This window comes from Campylobacter novaezeelandiae (assembly GCF_004323845.1).
Lineage (GTDB): Bacteria > Campylobacterota > Campylobacteria > Campylobacterales > Campylobacteraceae > Campylobacter_D > Campylobacter_D novaezeelandiae.
Genome location: NZ_QPGR01000014.1, coordinates 18275 through 38738, shown reverse-complemented (window position 1 = coordinate 38738; position 20464 = coordinate 18275). Strand labels below are relative to the sequence as shown.

The 20464-nt window shown below is 27.5% G+C and carries 14 protein-coding genes and 2 pseudogenes; 8 read left to right on the top strand and 8 right to left on the bottom strand.

The genetic code is table 11. The features are described 5' to 3' along the window. From DU473_RS08345 to DU473_RS06875, 4 genes and pseudogenes are all read right to left on the bottom strand, one after another. A pseudogene (locus tag DU473_RS08345) lies at positions 1-1530 on the bottom strand (hypothetical protein); the annotation flags it as partial. 325 nt (positions 1531-1855) lie between these two features. Then, positions 1856-2767 (bottom strand): ferrochelatase, encoded by a 912-nt coding sequence (gene hemH / locus DU473_RS06885; protein ID WP_131186827.1) that lies wholly within the window; start codon positions 2765-2767, stop codon positions 1856-1858. Further along, a complete protein-coding gene (locus tag DU473_RS06880; protein ID WP_131186826.1) occupies positions 2767-3618 on the bottom strand; it encodes a Gfo/Idh/MocA family protein in 852 nt (283 codons plus the stop codon). The genes hemH and DU473_RS06880 overlap by 1 nt, the downstream gene beginning before the upstream one ends. A gap of 12 nt (positions 3619-3630) precedes the next feature. Further along, the gene (locus tag DU473_RS06875; RefSeq protein ID WP_131186825.1) at positions 3631-4707 is read right to left on the bottom strand and encodes a DegT/DnrJ/EryC1/StrS family aminotransferase; all 1077 of its coding nucleotides are present in this window, start codon (positions 4705-4707) and stop codon (positions 3631-3633) included. 115 nt (positions 4708-4822) lie between these two features. Here DU473_RS06875 and alaS point away from each other — a divergent pair, with 115 nt between their 5' ends. From alaS to DU473_RS06855, 4 genes are read left to right on the top strand one after another with little or no spacing between them, the layout of a single operon-like run. Further along, complete coding sequence (gene alaS, locus DU473_RS06870) at positions 4823-7369, top strand: alanine--tRNA ligase (RefSeq protein WP_131186824.1); 2547 nt, start codon at positions 4823-4825, stop codon at positions 7367-7369. Then, positions 7369-7908, top strand: a complete 540-nt coding sequence (gene maf / locus DU473_RS06865; RefSeq protein WP_131166281.1) for a septum formation inhibitor Maf — start codon at positions 7369-7371, stop codon at positions 7906-7908. The genes alaS and maf overlap by 1 nt, the downstream gene beginning before the upstream one ends. Continuing rightward, a complete protein-coding gene (locus DU473_RS06860; protein ID WP_131163507.1) occupies positions 7905-9836 on the top strand; it encodes a penicillin-binding protein 1A in 1932 nt (643 codons plus the stop codon). Before maf ends, DU473_RS06860 begins: the two co-directional genes overlap by 4 nt. After that, a complete protein-coding gene (locus tag DU473_RS06855; protein ID WP_424945001.1) occupies positions 9836-11212 on the top strand; it encodes a DUF2972 domain-containing protein in 1377 nt (458 codons plus the stop codon). The genes DU473_RS06860 and DU473_RS06855 overlap by 1 nt, the downstream gene beginning before the upstream one ends. Before the next feature lie 40 nt (positions 11213-11252). On the opposite strand, the gene DU473_RS06850 is transcribed toward DU473_RS06855, so the two are convergent. The 4 genes from DU473_RS06850 to DU473_RS06835 are packed head-to-tail and all read right to left on the bottom strand — an operon-like array spanning position 11253 to position 14019. After that, positions 11253-13091 carry a primosomal protein N' gene (locus DU473_RS06850; protein WP_131186823.1) on the bottom strand — a complete coding sequence of 613 codons (1839 nt, stop codon included), beginning with the start codon at positions 13089-13091 and terminating at the stop codon, positions 11253-11255. Further along, entirely contained in the window at positions 13088-13555 is a 468-nt protein-coding gene (locus DU473_RS06845) for a type II secretion system protein (RefSeq protein ID WP_131163510.1), read from the bottom strand. Before DU473_RS06845 ends, DU473_RS06850 begins: the two co-directional genes overlap by 4 nt. Beyond that, complete coding sequence (locus DU473_RS06840) at positions 13545-13799, bottom strand: hypothetical protein (protein ID WP_131163511.1); 255 nt, start codon at positions 13797-13799, stop codon at positions 13545-13547. Before DU473_RS06840 ends, DU473_RS06845 begins: the two co-directional genes overlap by 11 nt. Further along, positions 13789-14019, bottom strand: a complete 231-nt coding sequence (locus DU473_RS06835; protein WP_131163512.1) for a hypothetical protein — start codon at positions 14017-14019, stop codon at positions 13789-13791. The genes DU473_RS06840 and DU473_RS06835 overlap by 11 nt, the downstream gene beginning before the upstream one ends. Before the next feature lie 148 nt (positions 14020-14167). On the opposite strand from DU473_RS06835, the gene uvrB reads away from it, so the two are divergent. The 4 genes and pseudogenes from uvrB to DU473_RS06815 all read left to right on the top strand — a co-directional run bounded on the left by uvrB (position 14168) and on the right by DU473_RS06815 (position 20462). After that, complete coding sequence (uvrB, locus tag DU473_RS06830) at positions 14168-16141, top strand: excinuclease ABC subunit UvrB (protein WP_131186822.1); 1974 nt, start codon at positions 14168-14170, stop codon at positions 16139-16141. Positions 16142-16348: 207 nt separating this feature from the next. Next, positions 16349-18327: pseudogene (locus tag DU473_RS06825) on the top strand (LTA synthase family protein). An 83-nt stretch (positions 18328-18410) separates the two neighbouring features. Beyond that, entirely contained in the window at positions 18411-18950 is a 540-nt protein-coding gene (locus tag DU473_RS06820) for a superoxide dismutase family protein (protein ID WP_131186821.1), read from the top strand. 192 nt (positions 18951-19142) lie between these two features. After that, a complete protein-coding gene (locus DU473_RS06815) occupies positions 19143-20462 on the top strand; it encodes an MATE family efflux transporter (RefSeq protein ID WP_131186820.1) in 1320 nt (439 codons plus the stop codon). Positions 20463-20464: the final 2 nt, after the last annotated feature.

Here is a 20464-nt window from a genome sequence, read left to right as displayed (position 1 = left end):
ACCACTTGTAATAGTAGCACTAGAATCATTTTTTAAGGTTAAATCGTTATTACTTTGATTTATAATATTACCATAGATAATTCCATTATCTGTGTTTAAAATACCTTTACCGTTTGTAGAAGTAATAGTACCTCCATTTTCAATAGTGATACCATGTTGTTGATTTGACACACCTTCTTGTCCTATGGTTCCAGTATTAATTATACCACCATTACCACCTTGGATAGTTCCAGATACAGTGATGCTTGTATTTACATTATTATTAGCTCCTATATAAATACCTGCATTACCACCATTTAATATACCGCCACTTTTTACATTAATACCTGTTCCTTCGATACCATTTTTGCTTCCATCAATATTGATTGCATTATTTCCTGCTTTAATGATACCACCACTTTCTATAGTGATTTCACCGATATCAACTTTACCTGTGGCACCACCTGCATCAAAAAACATCATACCATTATTAGCAACATCTATAGTACCTTTATTAATAAAAGTTTCTATTTTATTACCAGCTTCTATAGCTATACCATTTGCTTGAGCACTTTTTATTAAACCTTCATTAGTGAAAGTTTTAATATCTGAATTACCATAAAAATGCACCAAATTTATTGCTGCACCAAGTTGAGTATTGCTTGAGGTTGATTCTATAGTTCCTTTGTTGGTAAAATTATCTATAGTAGAAGCTACTACATTTACTCCAGTTATAGCTGAAATGACTCCATTGCTTTCATTGGTAAATGTTTTTATATAACCTCTTAATTTTACCCCTGAAGAAGCTTTTATAGAATTTGCACCGGTTGGCTCAGTTGTTCCACTAGTTGTTATAATGCCACTATTAGTAAAATTATCGATAGTTGTTCCACCAGCTATATGTATTCCATCACCACTATTACTTTTAATCGTTCCTTCATTTTTAAAAGTTGTAATCTCAGTATTACCAAGATAAATAGCTTCGCCAGAACTTGAACTTATAGTTCCTTTATTGCTAAAATTAGTTATAGTAGATTTAGAACTATCTGTTCCCCAAACTGTAACTCCATATCTAGAAGAATCATTACCTATGATACCTTCATTGGTAAAAGTTTCTATGGTGACACCGTTTTGTTTATTTGCTCCTACTTGAACACTAGCTGTATTATTTCCACCTTGAAGTGTTCCTTGATTTAAAAAGGTAGAAGTTGAAGAGCCTTGAGTGAAATTTACTGCTTGACTGTTGCCACCTGAAACTATAACTGAACCGCTACTTCCTATAACAAGAGTGTTACCAGCGCCAGTTACAGTATGAGTATTATTTAAAGATTGATTTATAGTAGTGTTAGTATTTTGATAAACACTTGCTGATCTACTTTTTAAATTTACTTCACTATAAGCTTTTACATTAGAATTATCTGCATAAGAATAAGAACTTAAAAAAGAAATTGTAACTAAAGAAAGAACTAGTTTTTTAGATGAGCAAGAATGGTTTTTTTCAATCCCCCCCCCCATTTCTTTTTTAAATAAACTATGTTTTTGTCGACCCATTAATTAAACTCCTTGCGTTTATTTATTTTAATTTTTAAAAGGGAAATAAAAATAAAGAGTAATAAAATCTAAATTAGATTTTCGGAATAATAAAATATTTTTAATTAAATTCTTATTAATAATAATTATTAATTCATTTTTTTTTTTTTTGATATTGTTGTATTAAGATAAAAGATATAGACTAAAAATTAAAAGAATAATGGTTATAGTTTTAAAATACTTGATAATATATTTATTTTACTGAAAATAAAAACTTTATTAATTTTCTATTATTAAAAATGAAAAAAATCAAAGATAGAATCAATTATCTTTGATGAGTTTAAATTTAAAGGGAAAGTTTAGAAAGGATAAAAGTTTGAAATTCTAGGCTATCATTTGGACAAGAAATGACTTTATAGTTTTTATTACTTAGTTTTTTATACTCGATACCAAGCTCAAATACAGTTTCTGAGCAATCAATACAAAAAGAAATTGGATATATTAAGGCATCGTTTTTTAGATTTTTTAAGATATCGCTTGTATTTGGCTCAAGCCATTTTACTGGGCCTAATTTTGACTGATAAGAGAGTAAAATTTCATCAAAATGATCCTTAAGTTTATCCTTTAAAATTTCAAAATGCTCTACAGTGTGCTTTTCGTATAAATCTCCCTTTTTGATTATAGATATAGGTAAAGAATGAGCTGAAAAAATCAAAGTCTTTTTTTGATCTCTTTTAAAATTTTCATTTTCTTTTAAAATGTGATTTATAATCATTTGATTGTAAAGTTCATCTTTGTAAAAAATATCAATGATGTGAATTTTAGAGTCGATATTTAAGGCATCAATACTTTTTTTTAAGACTTCAAGCGAGGTTGTTACTGTTGTTTGAGAGTGATGGGGATAAAGTGGAAAAAGGATAATTTCGTCATTTTTTTTTAAGGAGTATTTTTTTAAAACTTCTGTGGCAAAGGGCGGGACGTATAAATTGACAAAATCGAATTTAAAATTTTCATTTTTGTTTAGTTTTTCACAAAGACTTAAGGTTATGTCATTTAAAGGGGATTTTCCACCTAAAATTTCATAATTTTTTTGCATAGCCTTTAATCTCATTTTAGTGATCAAAAAAGCGATCATTTTTCTTAAAAATTTATTTTTAATTCCTAAAATATAAGGATCATTGAACATATTTTTTAAAAAAAGTTCGCAATCTTCTATCTTGCTTACGCCACCCATATTTAAAAATAAAACAAGTTTCATTAGCGTTTCTCTAAAATCTCTTGGACTAAAAATGCATCTTGTATGGAAGCTAGATCATTTTTTTGATTTAGAGCAAATTTAAATAAGTCCTCATGCTCTTTAAAAAGCGTAGAATGCTTTTCAAGTTCAATTTTTGCATTGTCTTTTAATAAAACTAGGTTGATTAGATCAGCTTCGTAAAAATGCTTGTTTGTGATTATTTGGATTTTTCTTATTTTTTGGGTGCTATTCCAGCTTTGATGTAAGCAGGCTATAAAATTTTGCATTTTGCACGATATGATACTTTCGCTTTCTTGATGGCATTCTTGAGTATAGTTTTTTAAAATTTTAGCTTCTGAAATTTTTTGATTGCTTAAAAAATGTAAAAGATCAAGATCGTGCACGGCTAAATCTTGTAAAATTCCAACATCTTGTATTCTTTGAGGAAAACTTGAAAATCTTTGAATGTTTATGCTTATTAAAAGCTCATTGTCTAAGATCTTTTTTAAGGCTCTTATGCAGGGATTAAATCTTTCGCAAAAGCCAACGGCTATGTTGTTATCGTGGGATTTGGAGTATTTTTCAAATTCTTTGATTTCTTTTAAATTCATTGCTAGTGGCTTTTCTATCAATACAGTTTTTACTTTTGGTAAAACTTTTTTTGCAATATCTAAGTGAGTAAATGTAGGCGTTGCAATAATCACTATATCATTATCTTGCTTTAAAAAATCATCTAGATTATCAAAAAAAGGAATATTGCTTGAAAATTTTTGGATATCAAATAAAGCATTAAGTTTAAAATTAGAATTATTTTTAAGCTCTTTTAAATGATTTTTTCCCATATGGCCAAGGCCTATAATACCGATTTTCATAAAAATTCCTAATTATAAATTCGCAAATAAATTAATAATTTTTTCTTGTTCTTCTTCTTTTAAAAACGCAGAAAAAGGTAAAGACAAGATATGTTCGCTTATAAATTCTGAATTTTTAAGTTCTAAATGGGAAAATTCTTTAAAACAAGGTTGTTTGTGAAGTGGTATAGGATAATGTATAGCATAAGGAATGTTTGCTTGTTTAAATTTTTCAATCACCCTAGCCCTATCTTCGACTAAGACGCTGTATTGTGCATAAACGCTTATAAAATCTTTTTTGATTTTAGGAATTTGGCAATTTTTTAAATTCTTATCATAATTTGCTGCTAATTTTGCCCTTGTTTTAAGTTCATCATCAAAGTATTTGAGCTTTACATCTAAAATAGCAGCTTGCAAGGTGTCAAGTCGTGCATTGATCCCTATAAATTCGTGATTGTATTTTTGAGTTTGACCGTGGTTTAGAAGTATTTTTATTTTTTGTGCTAGAAAATCATCATCACAAAAAATAGCACCTCCATCTCCATAAGCTCCTAAAGGCTTAGAAGGAAAAAAACTTGTGCAAGAAATGTGAGCTATGGAACATGATTTTTTATCCTTATAGCTTGCCCCAAAACTTTGGGCTCCATCTTCGATTAAGGTGATATTTTTTTCATCGCATAATTTTTTAAAAGCAAATAAATCAGGCATTTGCCCAAAAATACTTACGGCAATGATGGCTTTTGTCTTTGGAGAAATAGCTTTTTTAACCTCTTCAATGCTTAAATTAAAATCATCTAAATCAATATCTACAAAAACAGGCTTTGCACCAACTAATGCTACAACTTCTGCTGTAGCAATAAAAGTAAAACTTGGAACAATCACCTCATCATCATAAGAAATACCTAAAGCTCTTAAAGCTAAATATAAAGCACTAGTTCCACTTGAACATCCAATGGCATTTTTAACGCCTACGTATTTGGCTAAATTTGCCTCAAATTCTTTAAGTTTGTCTCCACCGATAAAAGAAGAATTATTTAAAATTTTTGAAATTTCTGAATCTATTTCATTTTTATAGGCGCTATATTGAGCTTTAAGATTGATAAAATCCATAAAAAACCTTAAGTATTTAATTAAAAGATTAATTGTATTTTAGTTTTACTTAATTTAAAGTAATTTTGATATCATATATTTTTGAATAGTAATTTTAAATTTTGGGAAAGTTTTTATGGATATTAGAAGCGAATATTTGAATTTTTTTAAATCAAAAGGTCATGAAGTGGTTTTTTCTGCTCCTTTGGTTCCTGAAGATCCTACCCTACTTTTTACAAATGCAGGTATGGTTCCTTTTAAAAGTATTTTCACAGGAGAAATTCCACGCCCTAATCCGCCTCGTAGAACAAGTTGTCAAACTTGTATAAGAGCTGGTGGAAAACATAATGATCTTGATAATGTTGGTTATACGGCTAGACATCATACTTTTTTTGAAATGCTTGGGAATTTTAGTTTTGGGGATTATTTTAAAAAAGATGCTATTGCTTATGCTTGGGAATTTGTAACTGAAGTTTTAAAACTCCCAAAAGAAAAACTTTATGTAACAACCCATGAAAATGATGATGAGGCTTATGAGCTTTGGCAGAATTTTGTTCCAAAAGAGAGAATTTATAAATTTGGAGATAAAGATAATTTCTGGCAAATGGGAGATACTGGACCTTGTGGGCCTTGTAGTGAGATTTTTTACGATCAAGGAGAAGAGCATTTTAATGGTTTAGAAGATTATATGGGTGGAGATGGAGATCGCTTCTTAGAAATTTGGAATCTTGTTTTTATGCAATATGAAAGAAGTGCAGATGGAACTCTTACTCCTTTGCCTAAACCTAGTATAGATACAGGAATGGGACTTGAGAGAGTTATAGCCATCAAAGAAGGAAAATTTAGCAATTTTGATACTTCTTTGTTTATGCCTATTATCGAAGAAATAGCAAAAATTTGTAAAAAACCTTATGTATATGAAAAAGGAGCTAGCTATAGGGTTATAGCTGATCATATAAGATCTAGTGTATTTTTACTAGCTCAAGGTATAAATTTTGACAAAGAAGGTAGGGGCTATGTTTTAAGAAGAATATTGCGTCGTGCCTTAAGACATGGTTATTTGCTTGGGCTAAAAAAACCTTTTATGTATAAACTTGTTGATAAAGTTTGTGATATCATGGGTAAGCATTATACTTATCTTAATGAAAAAAAAGACTACGTAAAAGAGCAAATTAAACTTGAAGAAGAAAGATTTTTAAATACCATAGAAAAAGGTATAGAAATCTTTAATGATGAACTTAAAAATACCAAAGAAGTTTTTAGCGGAGAAATAGCTTTTAAGCTTTATGATACATATGGTTTTCCTTTAGATCTCACTCAAGATATGCTTAAAGAAAAAAATATTGTTATTGATGAAGAAAAATTTAATGCCTTAATGCAAGAACAAAAAAATAGAGCTAAAAATTCTTGGAAAGGTAGTGGAGATATAAGCATTAGCGGGGATTTTAAAAATTTAATTGAAAAATTTAGTAAAAATGAATTTGTTGGTTATGAACAATTTAATCAAAAAACAAAAATTTTAGCTCTTTTAGATGAAAATTTTAAAGAACTTTCTCATTTAGATCAAGGACAAATAGGCTGGATAATGCTTGAAAAAACTCCTTTTTACCCAACAAGCGGGGGACAAAGTGGCGATAGTGGTAAAATCAATCAAAGTGAAGTTTTAGCTACTCAAAAATTCTTTGATCTTAATCTTAGTAAAGTAAAAGCTTGTGAAAAATTTGAAACAAATCAAATAATAGAAGCAAAAATTGATCTAGAAAAAAGAATGCAAACTGCAAGACATCATAGTGCTACTCATCTTCTTCATCATGCTTTAAAAAAGATTTTAGGTGATCAAGTCAATCAAGCGGGTTCTTTAGTGGAATACAATAGATTAAGATTTGACTTTAGCTATTCTAAGGCTCTAAGCAAAAAAGAACTCAAAGAAATTGAAAAATGTGTTAATGAAATGATCATTAGTGCAAATAAAACTAAAATTGATTTTATGACTTTAGAAGAAGCAAAAAAAAGCGGTGCTATAGCTTTATTTAGTGAAAAATATCAAAATGAAGTTAGGGTTTTAACCCTAGGAGAAAGTAAAGAGCTTTGCGGGGGAACTCATGTTGAAAATACTGCTGAAATTGGAAGTTTTTATATCATCAAAGAAAGTGGTGTAAGTTCTGGAATCAGAAGAATAGAAGCAGTAGTTTCTAAAGCGGCATTAGAATTTACACAAGGCATTATTGAGGAATTAAACGATATAAAAGAAGAATTAAAAAATAATGATGCTTTAAGTAGCATCAAAAAACTCAAAAATGAGCTTAGAAATTCTAAAAATGAGCTTAGAAATTCTAGTCAAATCAAGCTAGATTCTATTTGTATCAATCAAACACAAATTTGTATTCAAAAAATTGATGATGAAAATATCGATATAAAAAATCTTATCGATGAATTTAAAAATAAATTTGAAAAAAGTGTGATTTTACTCATACAAAGCAAAAATGAAAAAATCAATCTTGCTGCAGGTGTAAAAAATGCACCTTTAAAAGCTGGAATTTTGGTTAAACAAGCCGCTATAATTTTAGGCGGAAATGGCGGAGGTAGAGATGATTTTGCAACAGCTGGAGGAAAAGACTTTGCAAAGATTGATCAAGCTTTACAAGAGTCAAAAGATTTTATAGAAAAAGAGCTTTGTAAATAATGCTTTATCTAGCTTCTTCTTCTATTTCTAGGGTAAATTTATTAAAACAGGCTGGAATTAAATTTACTCAAATTTGTTTTAATTATGATGAAAATATTACAACTTCTTATACTCCAAGTATTTATGTGCAAGAAGTTGTAAAAGCAAAAGAAAGACAATTTTGCCAAAAATTTAATTATGATAAGATACTTTTTGCAGATAGCATTGCTTGTATCCAAAATAATATCCTAACCAAAGCATTAAATAAAGAACAAGCTTATAAAATGCTTACTATGCAAAGCGGTAAAAAAGTAGATATTTTAAGTGCCTTTATCTTAAAAACTCCGCAAAAAAGAATTTTTTCTCTTTCAAAAACAAGTCTATTTTTTAAAGAATTTGATAAAGATGAAATGAAAGATTATATAGAAAGTGGTCTTTATAAGGGAAAGGCTGGAGCTATCATGTGCGAAGGCTTTCATCAAAAGTATATTGATAAACAAATTGGCAACTTAAATACGGCTTTGGGATTAAATACTGATACTTTAAAGGCTTATTTATGAAATTTTTAAAATATATTTTTTCATTCTTTTCTTTAATTTGTATTTTAATTTTTATCTATATCACTTATCTTTTTTCAAGTCTAGATACAAAAGATTATATTTTTAAAGAATATAATCCACCTTTAACAACTCAAATTTTTGATAAAAATTTAAAACTCATTGCTAATATTTTTGAGCAACATAGATTTTATGCTAAATATGAAGAATTTCCTCCAAGACTTATAGAAGCTTTAGTAGCCATTGAAGATACAAGCTTTTTTGAACATAATGGAGTTAATATTGATGCTATTTTTAGAGCCTTAATAAAAATCATAAAAAGTGGCGGTAAAACTATGGAAGGGGCATCAACTCTTACGCAACAATTTATCAAAAATACCGAACTTACCCCTGAAAGAACTATTAGCAGAAAAATACGCGAAGCGCTTTTAGCCTATAAAATGGAAACTATACTTAGCAAAGAAGAAATTTTAGAAAGATATCTAAATTTTATCTTTTTTGGACATGGGTATTATGGAGTTAAGACTGCTGCTCTTGGATATTTTCATAAAAATTTAAACGAATTAAGTCTTAAAGAAATTGCTATATTAGTAGGTTTACCTAAGGCTCCAAGTAGCTATGATCCTACAAAACATCTTGATCTTTCTATCTCAAGAGCCAATAATGTAATCCAAAGACTTTATACCTTAGGATGGATATCAAAAAATGAATACGAAGAAGCTTTAAATGAAATTCCTAAAGTTTATGATGATACATTAACTCAAAACGCTGCACCTTATGTTGTAGATGAAGTTATAAAACAACTAAATCCTAGCATTAGAGATCTAAAAACAGGTGGATATAAAATAATTTTAAATATAGATTTAGATGTTCAAGAAATGGCACAAAAATCTTTAAAATGGGGTTATGATGAAATTGTTAAAAGAGATAAAAATGCGAATTTAGACACACTAAATGGAGCAATGGTCGTTGCAAACCATCAAAATGGAGAAGTGCTTGCTTTAGTGGGTGGGGTTGATTATGAAAAAAGCAATTATAACAGAGCTACTCAAAGCATGCGACAACCAGGAAGCTCTTTTAAACCTTTTGTTTATCAAGTAGCCATTAATCTAGGTTATTCTCCAATGAGTGAAGTAGCTGATATATCAAGAATTTTTGAAGGTGGGGCTGGAAATAATGAAGATTGGAAACCAAAAAATTATAGCAAAGATTTTAGCGGATTGATCACACTTAAAAAAGCTTTAAGCGCATCAAGAAATTTAGCCACCATAAATTTAGCACTTAATATTGGTCTTGATGTTGTATATTCAAAACTAACTCAAATGGGTTTTAAAAATTTACCCCCTAATCTTTCTATAGTTCTTGGAAGTTTTGGAATTTCTCCTTTAGAATACTCAAAATTTTATACTATGTTTGGAAATTATGGAAAAATTAAAGATTTGCAAATCATAAAAAGTATTCAAGATAAAAATGGAAATATTATTGCAGAATTTGAACCTAAAGAACAAAAAATAAGTGATGAAGCTCAAGCTTTTTTAGTGCTTGATATGATGAAAAACGTTGTAGAACAAGGAACAGGACGCAATGCAAGAGTTGAAGGGATAGAAATAGCAGGAAAAACAGGAACGACTAATAAAAGCATTGATGCTTGGTTTTGCGGGGTAACCCCTGAAATAGAAGCTATTATTTGGTATGGAAATGATAATAACTATCCTATGAAAAAAACAGAAGGCGGAGCTAGAACAGCAGCTCCTGTGTTTAAAGAATTTATGATTCAATATTTAGAAAAATTTCCTAATACCACAAGAAAATTTAGTATTCCAAATGATGTAAAAAAAGGTATATATCAAAAAAATATAGAATACTATACCCCAAAATCACCATTTCCATCGCAAAATACTAAATTTAATGAAAGTGAGATTATATTTTAATCATGCAAATTTTACAAACTTTAAAAGAAAAACTTGATCCAAAAAATGCCAATTTAATCCTTAATGCTTTAAAAAATTCAAATGATGAAAATTTCTTTGAATTTATTCTTAATCATATAGATATAATTGCAAACTGGTTAAGTTCTAATGAATTTAAAGAAAAATACTCAAATCATCCTTATCCTCCTTTAATCAATCCAGAATTGATTGATATAGATGCTAGTGAATATTGTGCGAATTTATCTTGGAATCTTAACATTCCTTTGAGTAAAAAATATAAATTTATTTATATTTCACCGCATGGAGTTGGAGCCGGTGCCTTTTTAAGATATGTTAATGAAGCTCTTAATACTCTTTGTTTTCCCTCTTGGATGCTAGAAAATGACGCAAAAAATAGATATTGTTTTTTACATACTTATCTTAATAATCCTAATTTTATAAATCAAGGCATTAATCTTTCAGAACTCAATGTAAAAGATCTAGAAAAATTCCTTTATTTACTTGATGATTCTATTCCTTGTATCATAGGAGTAAGAGATCCTATAGGAATTTTAAAACATTGTCTTGGCAGGAACTGGAATAAAGTGCAAAGAAATTATGAACCTATGTTCAATCTTACTTATGATTGGCATTCTTATATTGATTTTTTAACCCATGAAAAAACAGAAATTAAATGGGATTTTAAAGACTTAGAAAATAATGTTTTTATCATCCAAAAACTAATAAAAATACTAAATCCTAAAAATATCACTTATATAGATATGAGTGAATTTAGCGAAGAAAAAGCCTTTGATACTTTAACTAAATTGGCTCAAAATTTATCTCTTACCCCCCCCCATATCAGTAAAAAAAATATATTCAAAAGTAAAGAATTTCGAGGTTATCTAAGGTATTTATTTCCACTAAAGCTTTATGTAAATGAAAATGACTTAAAAAATATTTATTCTTTTCATTCTACTAATAATTTAAAAAATTATAATATCAATACAAAAGAAAGCATTTTGATTATCTTTAATCGTTTTATGGATGGTGAATTTTTAAATATCATTGAAGATATCATACAAAATGATTTATGCAATGATCTGGGTATCTTTATACATAAAAATGACTTTTTAAAACTTCATCAAAATAAACAACTTTATCAAGGTGTTAAAAATTATCTTAAAGAATTTTTAGACGCTATTAAAGATGTTATTGATCAAACAGAAAAAGATATGTTAAGAGAAACAGAACTTTTAGAACATATTAAAAATAATCAAGAAATTATAATTTATCTCAAAAATAAATTTGATTGTGAATTTAAACATATAAATAAATATCGTCCTGATATAGTGGATTCTTGGAAGTATTATAAAGAATTTCAAAGTTATTGTTAAAATTATAATTGCAAATTTTATTAAATTAATAATTTAAATTTTAAGAAAAATCGATAGGATCTATATCAGAACTTATATTTTTAAAATCAAGCATATAATTTTGAATGGCAATAAGACTTTTATAAGAATCACTTCTTAATAAAATATAAAAACGATACTTAGAATTAATCATTTCTATACCACAAGCTCCATAACCTATAAGCTCAATTTGTGATATTTTTTTAATCTTTAGGGCTAAATTTTCACATAATTTACTTGCACTTAACAAGTCTTTATCCTCTATGATAATTCTTAAAAGTCTTTTAAAAGGAGGATAAAGATCCTTTCTAAAACAAAGCTCATCTTTTAAAAAAGCATCATAATCTTGAATATATTTTTCAAAAAAATCTCTATTTTTAGTTTGCAAAAGAACCCTTGCTTCACCTTTGCGACCTGCCCTACCAGCCACTTGCATAGCCAAAGATAAAGTTTCTTCTGTCGCTTTATAATTAGGCCTATATAAATACTCATCAAGTCCCAAAATCACACTTAAATCAACGCTATGATAATCATGCCCTTTAGCAAGCATAGAAGTGCCAACTAAAATATCAATTTTTCTTTCATTAAATTCTTTTAAAATAGTATTAAGTTTTTTTAATGTGCTAACCTCATCGCTATCAAATCTTTTAATATTTGCATTAGGAAAGTATCCTAAAAGAAGTTCACACAACTCAGCTGTGCCCATTTTTTTAGCTTCTAGCATTAAAGCATTGCAACTAGGGCATGTTTGATCAACTGGTTTTGAAAAATTACAATAGTGGCATTTAAGCAAATTTTTATTTTTGTGTAAACTCATAGGGATTGAACAAAAAGGGCATTTTATAGTATTGCCACAATTTCTACAAACAATTTGACGAAAATTTGCACGAGTGGGTAAAAAAACAATAGCTTGTTTTTGATGATTTAAAGTTTTTTCTAACTCATTTAATAAAGTAGGCGTGATATTAAGTTCGCTCTCATCAAATATAAAATGTTTTTTACTTTCAAAAAAAGTCCCTTTAAGTCTAAAACTTTTTTGTTTATAAAAACTCACCAAAGAGGGTGTAGCTGATCCTAAAACAACTTTAATGTTTTGCTTTGCTCCTATAAAAAGGGCTAAATCTCTTGCATTAATATAGGGCTTATTGGAAGCTTTATAAGAATTATCATGTTCTTCATCTACTATAATAAGTCCTAAATTTCTAAAAGGAAGAAAAAGAGCCGATCTTGCACCTGCAACTAAGAGCTTTTTACCTTCTTCAAGTGCAAATAAATACTCTTGTTTTTTTTTCTTTGAAATTTTAGAATGCCAAAGAAAAAAATAGTCTTTAAAATATTTTTCAAGCCTTTTTTGCATTTGAGGTGTAAGTGAAATCTCAGGCATTAAAAGTAAAACTTGTTTACCTTTTTCTAGGTATTCTTTGATTAAAGAAATATAAATCTCAGTTTTTCCACTTCCTGTATCTGCAAACAATAAAGAACTTTGATGATTTTTTATAAAATTTAACGCACTTTCTTGTTTATCATTTAAACATGGTTTATTTAAAATTTCAATGCTATTATTTTCATATTTTTTAGAACACTCAAAAAATCCCAAAACAAAACTTAATTTAGTTGCATAATAATAAGAAATAAAATTTGCTAATTCAAATTGAAAAGGGCTTAAAGAATAAGGTAAAATTTCTTTAATCTCTTGTGTTTGAAACTCTGGTTTTTTACACTCTTGTATAATTATAGCTTTTAAATTTTTTTTTCCTTTTAAATCAACGATAACTTGAGTTAAAGGCGAAAGCTCTAAAACACTATGAAAAACTAAATTTTCTAAATAAAAACCTATAATGGCTATTTCATAGTATTTCATATAAATTCTTTACATAATTGATTATCGACACATTTTAAAATACCCTCTTTAGGATCATAAACAAAATCTATGCTTTGTTTTGAATTTAAAAAAAAACGATAAGAATTAAAAGATATTTTTATCCAAGAATCTTTACTTGAATACAAAGGAAGATTAAAAAGCGAAAAAGAACAACAATTTTTATCTTCACATGATATGGTTTGTTCACAAAAAAATAATTTTTCATTTTCTTTAAAAAATTTTGCATTATCAAGCACTGAAGTATAAGCTACCTGTTTTAAAGAAGCTTCGTTTCTCATTAAAGCCAAACTTGAAGAAATCATTTGATATTCAATCTTAGCTTTTAGTAATTTTGCATCATTTTTATTTTGGGATAAAAAAGGAAGAGCTAAACTTGCTAAAATTCCTATAATCAAAATAACAAATATAAGCTCAAGCAAGGTAAAAGCTCTTTTAAATTTCATTTTTTAAGGGAAGTTCTTCATCAATGGTTTTTATAAGTTTTTTTAACTCTCTTTGTGTAATATAATTTTCATAACTTTTTTTAACAAAAGCATCTACAAAACGTGTTAATTCTATTTTTTTAGTTCCGCCAGAAATAAGTGCAATTTCATCTTCTAAAAAATTGGCAAATTCTTCACTACATCTTATGCCAAAATCTTTTGCAGAAACATTAATTATAACGCGTCTTAAATTGTCACTTTGCAAGAACAGCCTCTATTTTTTTCACTATATCTTCGCTAGCTATATTTTTAGTTTTAAGCTCTTCTTCTAAACGCATTATTTGATTGCTTTTTGCTTCATTTTGAGCTTTTACGCTTACAAGCTCATTTCTTAAATTCTCATTTGCTTCGCATACTTCATTGTATTTAGCCAAAAGCTCATTTACTTTATCTGTCATAGTATTTATAATTTTTTCATCATACATAATTATTTGCCTTTTTACTTTTAAAGTTTATATGAATTTAATATCTATAATTGTAGCAAAAAAACTTAAATTTAAGTTTTCATTTGAACTTAAATTTAAGCCATTTTTTTTTAAAATATTTTCTTAAAAACAAAATAAAGTAAAAGAAATGTTTGAACTTACAAGTAATTTAAAACCAAGTCCTGATCAAAAACAAGCTATTGAAGGGATAGTAAAAAGCATTAAACAAGGTAATAAATATCAAACTTTACTAGGGGTAACAGGAAGTGGAAAAACCTTTAGTATGGCAAATATCATAAAAAAACTAAATATGCCAACTCTTATTATGAGTCACAATAAAAGTTTATGTGCTCAACTTTATAGCGAATTCAAAGGTTTTTTTTCTAAAAATCATGTAGAGTATTTTATAAGCTATTATGATTACTATCAACCTGAAGCTTATATTCCGCGTACTGATGTTTTTATAGAAAAAGATAGCTCAACAAATGAAGATCTAGAGAGATTAAGACTTAGTGCAACTGCTTCACTTTTAAGTTATGAAGATGTAATTTGTATTGCAAGTGTTTCGGCAAATTATGGACTTGGAAATCCAAATGAATATATAGGTATGGTTTTAATCTTTGAACAAGGAATGCAAATTTCTCAAAAAGAACTTTTAAAAAAACTTGTAGATATGGGCTATAAAAGAAATGATAATTTTTTTGATCGTGCAGATTTTCGAGTAAATGGAGATATTATTGATATTTATCCTGCTTATTATGAAGATGAAGTAGTCAGACTTGAATTTTTTGGCGATGAGCTTGAATGTATGTATCATTTTAATATTTTTGAAAATAAAAAAATCAAAGATTTAAAACGTTTTATTCTTTATCCAACTAGTCAATTTAGCGTGGGTGAAGTTCGCTTAAAAAAAGCCATAAAAGATATAAAATCAGAATTAAATGAACGCTTAGCTTGGTTTGAACATGAAAACAAACTTGTAGAATATCAACGCCTTAAACAGCGTGTTGAATTTGATCTTGAAATGCTTGAAAGTACAGGTATGTGTAAAGGGGTTGAAAATTATGCAAGGCATTTAACAGGGATTAAAGAAGGAGATACACCCTATACACTTTTTGATTATTTTGCTATTAAAAATAGAAAATTTCTAGTCATTGTTGATGAAAGTCACGTTTCTTTACCACAATTTCGTGGAATGTTTGCAGGAGATAGAAGCAGAAAGCAAACCTTAGTTGATTATGGTTTTCGTTTGCCCTCAGCCCTTGATAACCGTCCTTTAATGTTTGATGAATTTATTCACAAAGATTGTCAATTTTTATTTGTTTCAGCAACCCCTGCTCCGCTTGAACTTGAACTTAGCAAAGAAAATATTTTTCATCAAATTATGCGTCCAACGGGACTTTTAGATCCAAAAATCGAAATTAAAGATAGCGACAATCAGGTTGAAATCCTATTTGATGAAGCTAAAAAAGTTATAGAAAGAAATGAAAGGGTTTTAGTAACTGTTTTAACCAAAAAATTAGCCGAAGAGCTTACAAAATACTACTTAGAACTTGGCATAAAAGTTAAATATATGCATTCTGACATAGATGCGATTGAGCGTAATGAAATAATTAGAAATTTAAGAAGTGGAAATTTTGATATGCTAATAGGCATTAATTTACTTAGAGAAGGACTTGATTTGCCTGAGGTTTCACTTATAGCAATTATGGATGCAGATAAAGAAGGTTTTTTAAGAAGTACTACGAGTTTGATTCAAACTATGGGAAGAGCAGCTAGAAATGTAAATGGAAAAGTTTTATTATTTGCTAAAAAGATCACAAAATCTATGCAAGAAGCCATAGATACCACAAATGAAAGAAGAAAACTTCAAGAAGCATACAATAAAAAGCATAGTATTATACCAACTTCAGTTAAAAGGCATTTAGAAGAAAGTTTAAAAAATGAAGAAGATTTAGGTGAAATTTATCGCAAAGGTAAAAAATTTGAAAAAATGCCAGCAAATGAAAGAGCAAAAATCATCAAAGAGCTTAGAAAAGAGATGTTAGAAGCTGCTAAAGCCTTAGAATTTGAAAAAGCCGCTAGTATTAGAGATGAGATTAATAAATTGAAAAATTTATAAAATATTTTTCAATTTAAAAATTACATTTAAATTTTGTATTTTAATGTTTTATATTTTCTAACACTCTAAAGATAAATTCGTTTTAAAATTTTTTATAAATTTATTGAAATTCAAAAAAAAAAAAAAACGATATAATCTCATCTATATTCAATCTTTGTTTTTATAATTAATTTAAAAAAACAAAGAAATTTAATTTTAAGGCAAATAATGAGAAAGATTTTACTTCAAATTAGTATTTTTAGTTCTATTTTGATTTTAATTTTTAGCTTAAATAGAATTTTTATGCATTTTACTTTTATTTCTGATAATTTAGTGCAAAATAAAAATGAATTTTTTCTTATGTATATATTAGGGGCTTATCACGATATAAGATTTTTAAGTGTGGCTTTTTTACCTCTTTTGCTTTGTGGATTTTTAAGTTTGATTTTTATGAAATTTAATGGGGGGGTATAGCACAATTTCTTAAAAAAAGTTATTTTGTTTTATCTAGTATTTATATAGCCCTTATAGCTTTTCTTTGTGCAATTTTTTCTTTTATTAAATACTATTATTATGAAATCTATAAAAGCAAGATTGATATTTTTATCTTTAGTGCTAAAGATGATAATATACAAGCTCTTTTTAAGATTATTTTAAATGATTATCCTGTATTTACCATACTTATTTTTGCTTTATTTTGTGCTTTAATTTGCATTTATATTAATATTAAAATTTTAAAACTTAAATTTAAAAAATATCGTTTAAAACCCCTTATGCTAATCTTTTCAAATTTATTACTTATTTTAATTTATGTTTTAGCTTTAAGAGGACCTTTTAAACATGTGGCCATTAATGTGCAAAATTATTCCTTTTCGCAGTTTGAGGTTTTAAATGATATTATGCTAAATCCTCTTATGGCTTTTGCTTGGGCACATAAACAATTTAAAGAAGAAAATAAATTTTCATTTATTGATACTAATAAAGCTAAAATCTTAGAAGAAGAACTTTTTCCTTTGTTTAAAACAAGCGCCAAAAATGAAATAGCTAAAAACGCAAAAGCTAGTATTTATATTAATTTAATGGAGAGTTTTGGACTAAATTTATTAGAATTTAGTGATAAAAAACATAATTTTTTAGGCGCATTAGATAAACACTTTAAAGAAGATTTTGTATTTACAAGATTTTTAAGTTCTGCCAATGGTACTATTAATAGCTTTGCACATTTATTTTTCTTAAGTCCTTTTGGCAATATCTCTACTAGCTCTTTTCAAAAACAGCATTTAGATTTTACTCCTATGCAAATTTATAAGAAAGCCGGATATAAAGTAATTTTTATCTATGCGGGAAATGGTTCTTGGCAAAATATTAAAAATTACTTAAATATTTTAGGTATCGATGAAATAATTGATGAAAATGATTTGATAAAAGAATACCCAAAAGCAGCACAAACAGAAAATGGTTATGGAGTAGCTGATGAATTTATGTATAGAAAAATTTATGAAATTTTAGAAAAAAATCCTACAAATACTCTAATCATTTCTTTAAGTATTTCAAATCACCCTCCTTATAAAATTCCCACAAATGAATTACCTATTTTAAATGATATCCCTAAAGCTTTACTAGATAAACTACCTTATAAAAAAGATAAACAAGAAAATATCATCAAAGCTTATATTTATGCTAATAATGAATTTGGAAAATTTCTTAGCAAAGTAAAACAAAGTTCTTTTAAGGATAGCATCATCATAGCAGCTACAGGAGATCACAGAGTAAGAGATTTGAGCATAGATTACAACACCCAAAAAGCTTTAGCCTTTGGTGTGCCTTTTTATCTTTATATCCCAAAAAAATTACAAAATAATATTTATTATAATAAATACCGTATAGGATCGCACAAAGATATTTTTCCTACTCTTTATGATCTAAGTTTAAGCGAAGTAAAATATTTAAGCTTAGGCGGGCGTAATCTTTTAGCTAAAATAAATGATGAAAGATTAGAATTTGGTTTTAATGAAGTAGTATGGATAGATAAATATGGCATTTACCCTAAAGGAAGTAATAAGGGATATTTTTATGAAAACAATGAGAGCTTAAAAGACAACAATAAAGACTTTAAGCTTGATACATATCATAAAAACTTTTATGAAAATTATAAAAATTTAAATTATTACCAACTTGCAAAACGCCTAAAATTAACCAATGAGTAAATTTAATAATTATTTTTTTTAAGCTATTATATAACAAAAATTGTTATATAATAGTTCTTATATAATTTACAAAAGGAGATAAAATGAAAAAAATTATTTTTGCATCTTTGGCAATGGCAAGTTTACTTTTTGCAGCTGAAAATCAAACTTTTGATCCTAAATCTGTTAAAGATCATATAACTATTAAAATGGATTTACTTGATAAAAATGGAAATAAAGCCATAGGAGAAGTTGTAGCCGTTCAAACAAAATATGGAGTAGCTTTTTATCCACAATTAAATAGTTTACAGCCAGGAATTCATGGTTTTCATGTTCATGAAAATGCAGACTGTGGGGCGACTGAAAAAGGTTTAGGAATGAAAGCAGGAGGACACTTTGATCCTAAAAATACCAAAACACATTCATTTACATGGGATGATAAAGGGCACTTAGGCGATCTTCCAGCACTCTATGTTGATGATAAAGGAAATGCTACTAATCCTGTTTTAGCTCCAAAAATTAAAAAATTAAGCGAAATCAAAAATCACGCTTTAATGATTCATTTTGGCGGAGATAATCACAGCGATCATCCAGCTGCACTTGGTGGTGGTGGCGCTAGAATGGCATGTGGAATTATCAAATAATTTTATACCCTTTTATAGGGTATAAAAATCTTGACTTATTTATTTGCATTATCTATAATACTTAAAATAAAAAATAAATTAAATTATATACATGAGAATTTTAAAACTTAATCACTACATTTTAGGCTTTCAAACAATATATTAGCTTCTTTAGAGATAAAAAATTAATATTATTATCTTTAAGGAATTTTTATGTCAGATATATTTACAAAACTTCCAGCGTGGAAGTTATTCTCTAAATGTGCTTTTCCTAATATGATTAGTGCAAGTTTTTTAGCTTTTTATTATATTGTTGATGGAATTTTTGTTGGTAAATATCTAGGAAATAATGCCCTTGCCGCTCTTGGACTTGTTTTACCTTTTATAATTATGAGTTTTGCTATTGCCGATACAATAGGGGTTGGATCAGCTGTTCAAATTTCTATGAAGCTTGGTAAAAACCAAAAAGAAGAAGCTAAAACAATGTTTAGTGCTTGTATAGTTATTATTTTAGCTTTTTCTTTTCTTATGGGATTTATAGAATATTTTTTAGGGCCTTTGTTGATTGATTTGTTAAATGTTAGCAAAGAAGTCAAAGAGCTGTGTAAAGAAATTTTAATAGTTTTTGCTTTATTTGCACCTATTACTATGATCTCTTTTGCTTTAGATAATTATTTAAGAATTTGTGGCAAAACTTTTTATAGTATGATAATAAATATTATCATTGCTTTAAGTAATTTATTTTTTGATTATCTTTTTATTGTTGTTTTAGGTTGGGGAGTTTTTTCGGCCGCGCTTGCTACTTGCATAGGCTTAAGCCTTGGAGGAATTTTTGGAATTTTACCTTTTTTAATCCAAAATCTAGAATTAAAATTTACAAAAATTGCCTTAAGTTTTAAAGAATTTAAAAACATTATTTATAATGGAAGCTCTGAATTTTTTAATAATGTTTCTACATCTTTATTTAGTATTTTTGCTAATTTAGTTTTACTAAATCTTGCAGGCACTAAAGGTGTTGCGGCGTTTTCTATTATTTTATATATCAATACTTTTATTATTAGCTTACTAATTAGCATGTGTGATGCGATGCAACCTGCTCTTAGTTTTAATTATGCAAAAAAAGATATAAAACGCGTTAAAAATTTGATTATACCTATTTTAATAAGTGCATTTATTTTTAGCATAACAATACTTTTTATAGTTTTAACTTTTAAAGAAAACTTAATAAGCTTTTTTTCAAAAGATAAAAATAAAGAATTTTTAGATTTTGGATCTCATGCTTTAATGATATTTTCTTTTAATTATTTAATCATTTGGATTAATGTTTTAAGCACCTCTTTTCTCACAGCTTTTAATAAACCAAAATCCTCTCTTATTATTTCTTTAAACCAAAATCTTTTTATACCTCTTATTTTTTTATTTATACTTCCTTTGTTTTTAAATTTAAATGGAGTATGGCTAACACCTTTAATGGCAAATATCTTTGTGCTTATCTTATCTTTTATTTTTCTTAGAAAAATATTTGCTAAATGAAG

Bases quoted from the DNA above. Each gene is read 5' to 3' on its own strand.
- DU473_RS06860 (WP_131163507.1), top strand. From the start codon at position 7,905: ATGAAATTTTTAAAATATATTTTTTCATTCTTTTCTTTAATTTGTATT.
- maf (WP_131166281.1), top strand. From the start codon at position 7,369: ATGCTTTATCTAGCTTCTTCTTCTATTTCTAGGGTAAATTTATTAAAA.
- uvrB (WP_131186822.1), top strand. From the start codon at position 14,168: ATGTTTGAACTTACAAGTAATTTAAAACCAAGTCCTGATCAAAAACAA.
- DU473_RS06845 (WP_131163510.1), bottom strand. From the start codon at position 13,555: ATGAAATTTAAAAGAGCTTTTACCTTGCTTGAGCTTATATTTGTTATT.
- DU473_RS06815 (WP_131186820.1), top strand. From the start codon at position 19,143: ATGTCAGATATATTTACAAAACTTCCAGCGTGGAAGTTATTCTCTAAA.
- DU473_RS06875 (WP_131186825.1), bottom strand. From the start codon at position 4,707: ATGGATTTTATCAATCTTAAAGCTCAATATAGCGCCTATAAAAATGAA.
- DU473_RS06820 (WP_131186821.1), top strand. From the start codon at position 18,411: ATGAAAAAAATTATTTTTGCATCTTTGGCAATGGCAAGTTTACTTTTT.
- DU473_RS06850 (WP_131186823.1), bottom strand. From the start codon at position 13,091: ATGAAATACTATGAAATAGCCATTATAGGTTTTTATTTAGAAAATTTA.
- DU473_RS06835 (WP_131163512.1), bottom strand. From the start codon at position 14,019: ATGTATGATGAAAAAATTATAAATACTATGACAGATAAAGTAAATGAG.
- alaS (WP_131186824.1), top strand. From the start codon at position 4,823: ATGGATATTAGAAGCGAATATTTGAATTTTTTTAAATCAAAAGGTCAT.
- DU473_RS06880 (WP_131186826.1), bottom strand. From the start codon at position 3,618: ATGAAAATCGGTATTATAGGCCTTGGCCATATGGGAAAAAATCATTTA.
- hemH (WP_131186827.1), bottom strand. From the start codon at position 2,767: ATGAAACTTGTTTTATTTTTAAATATGGGTGGCGTAAGCAAGATAGAA.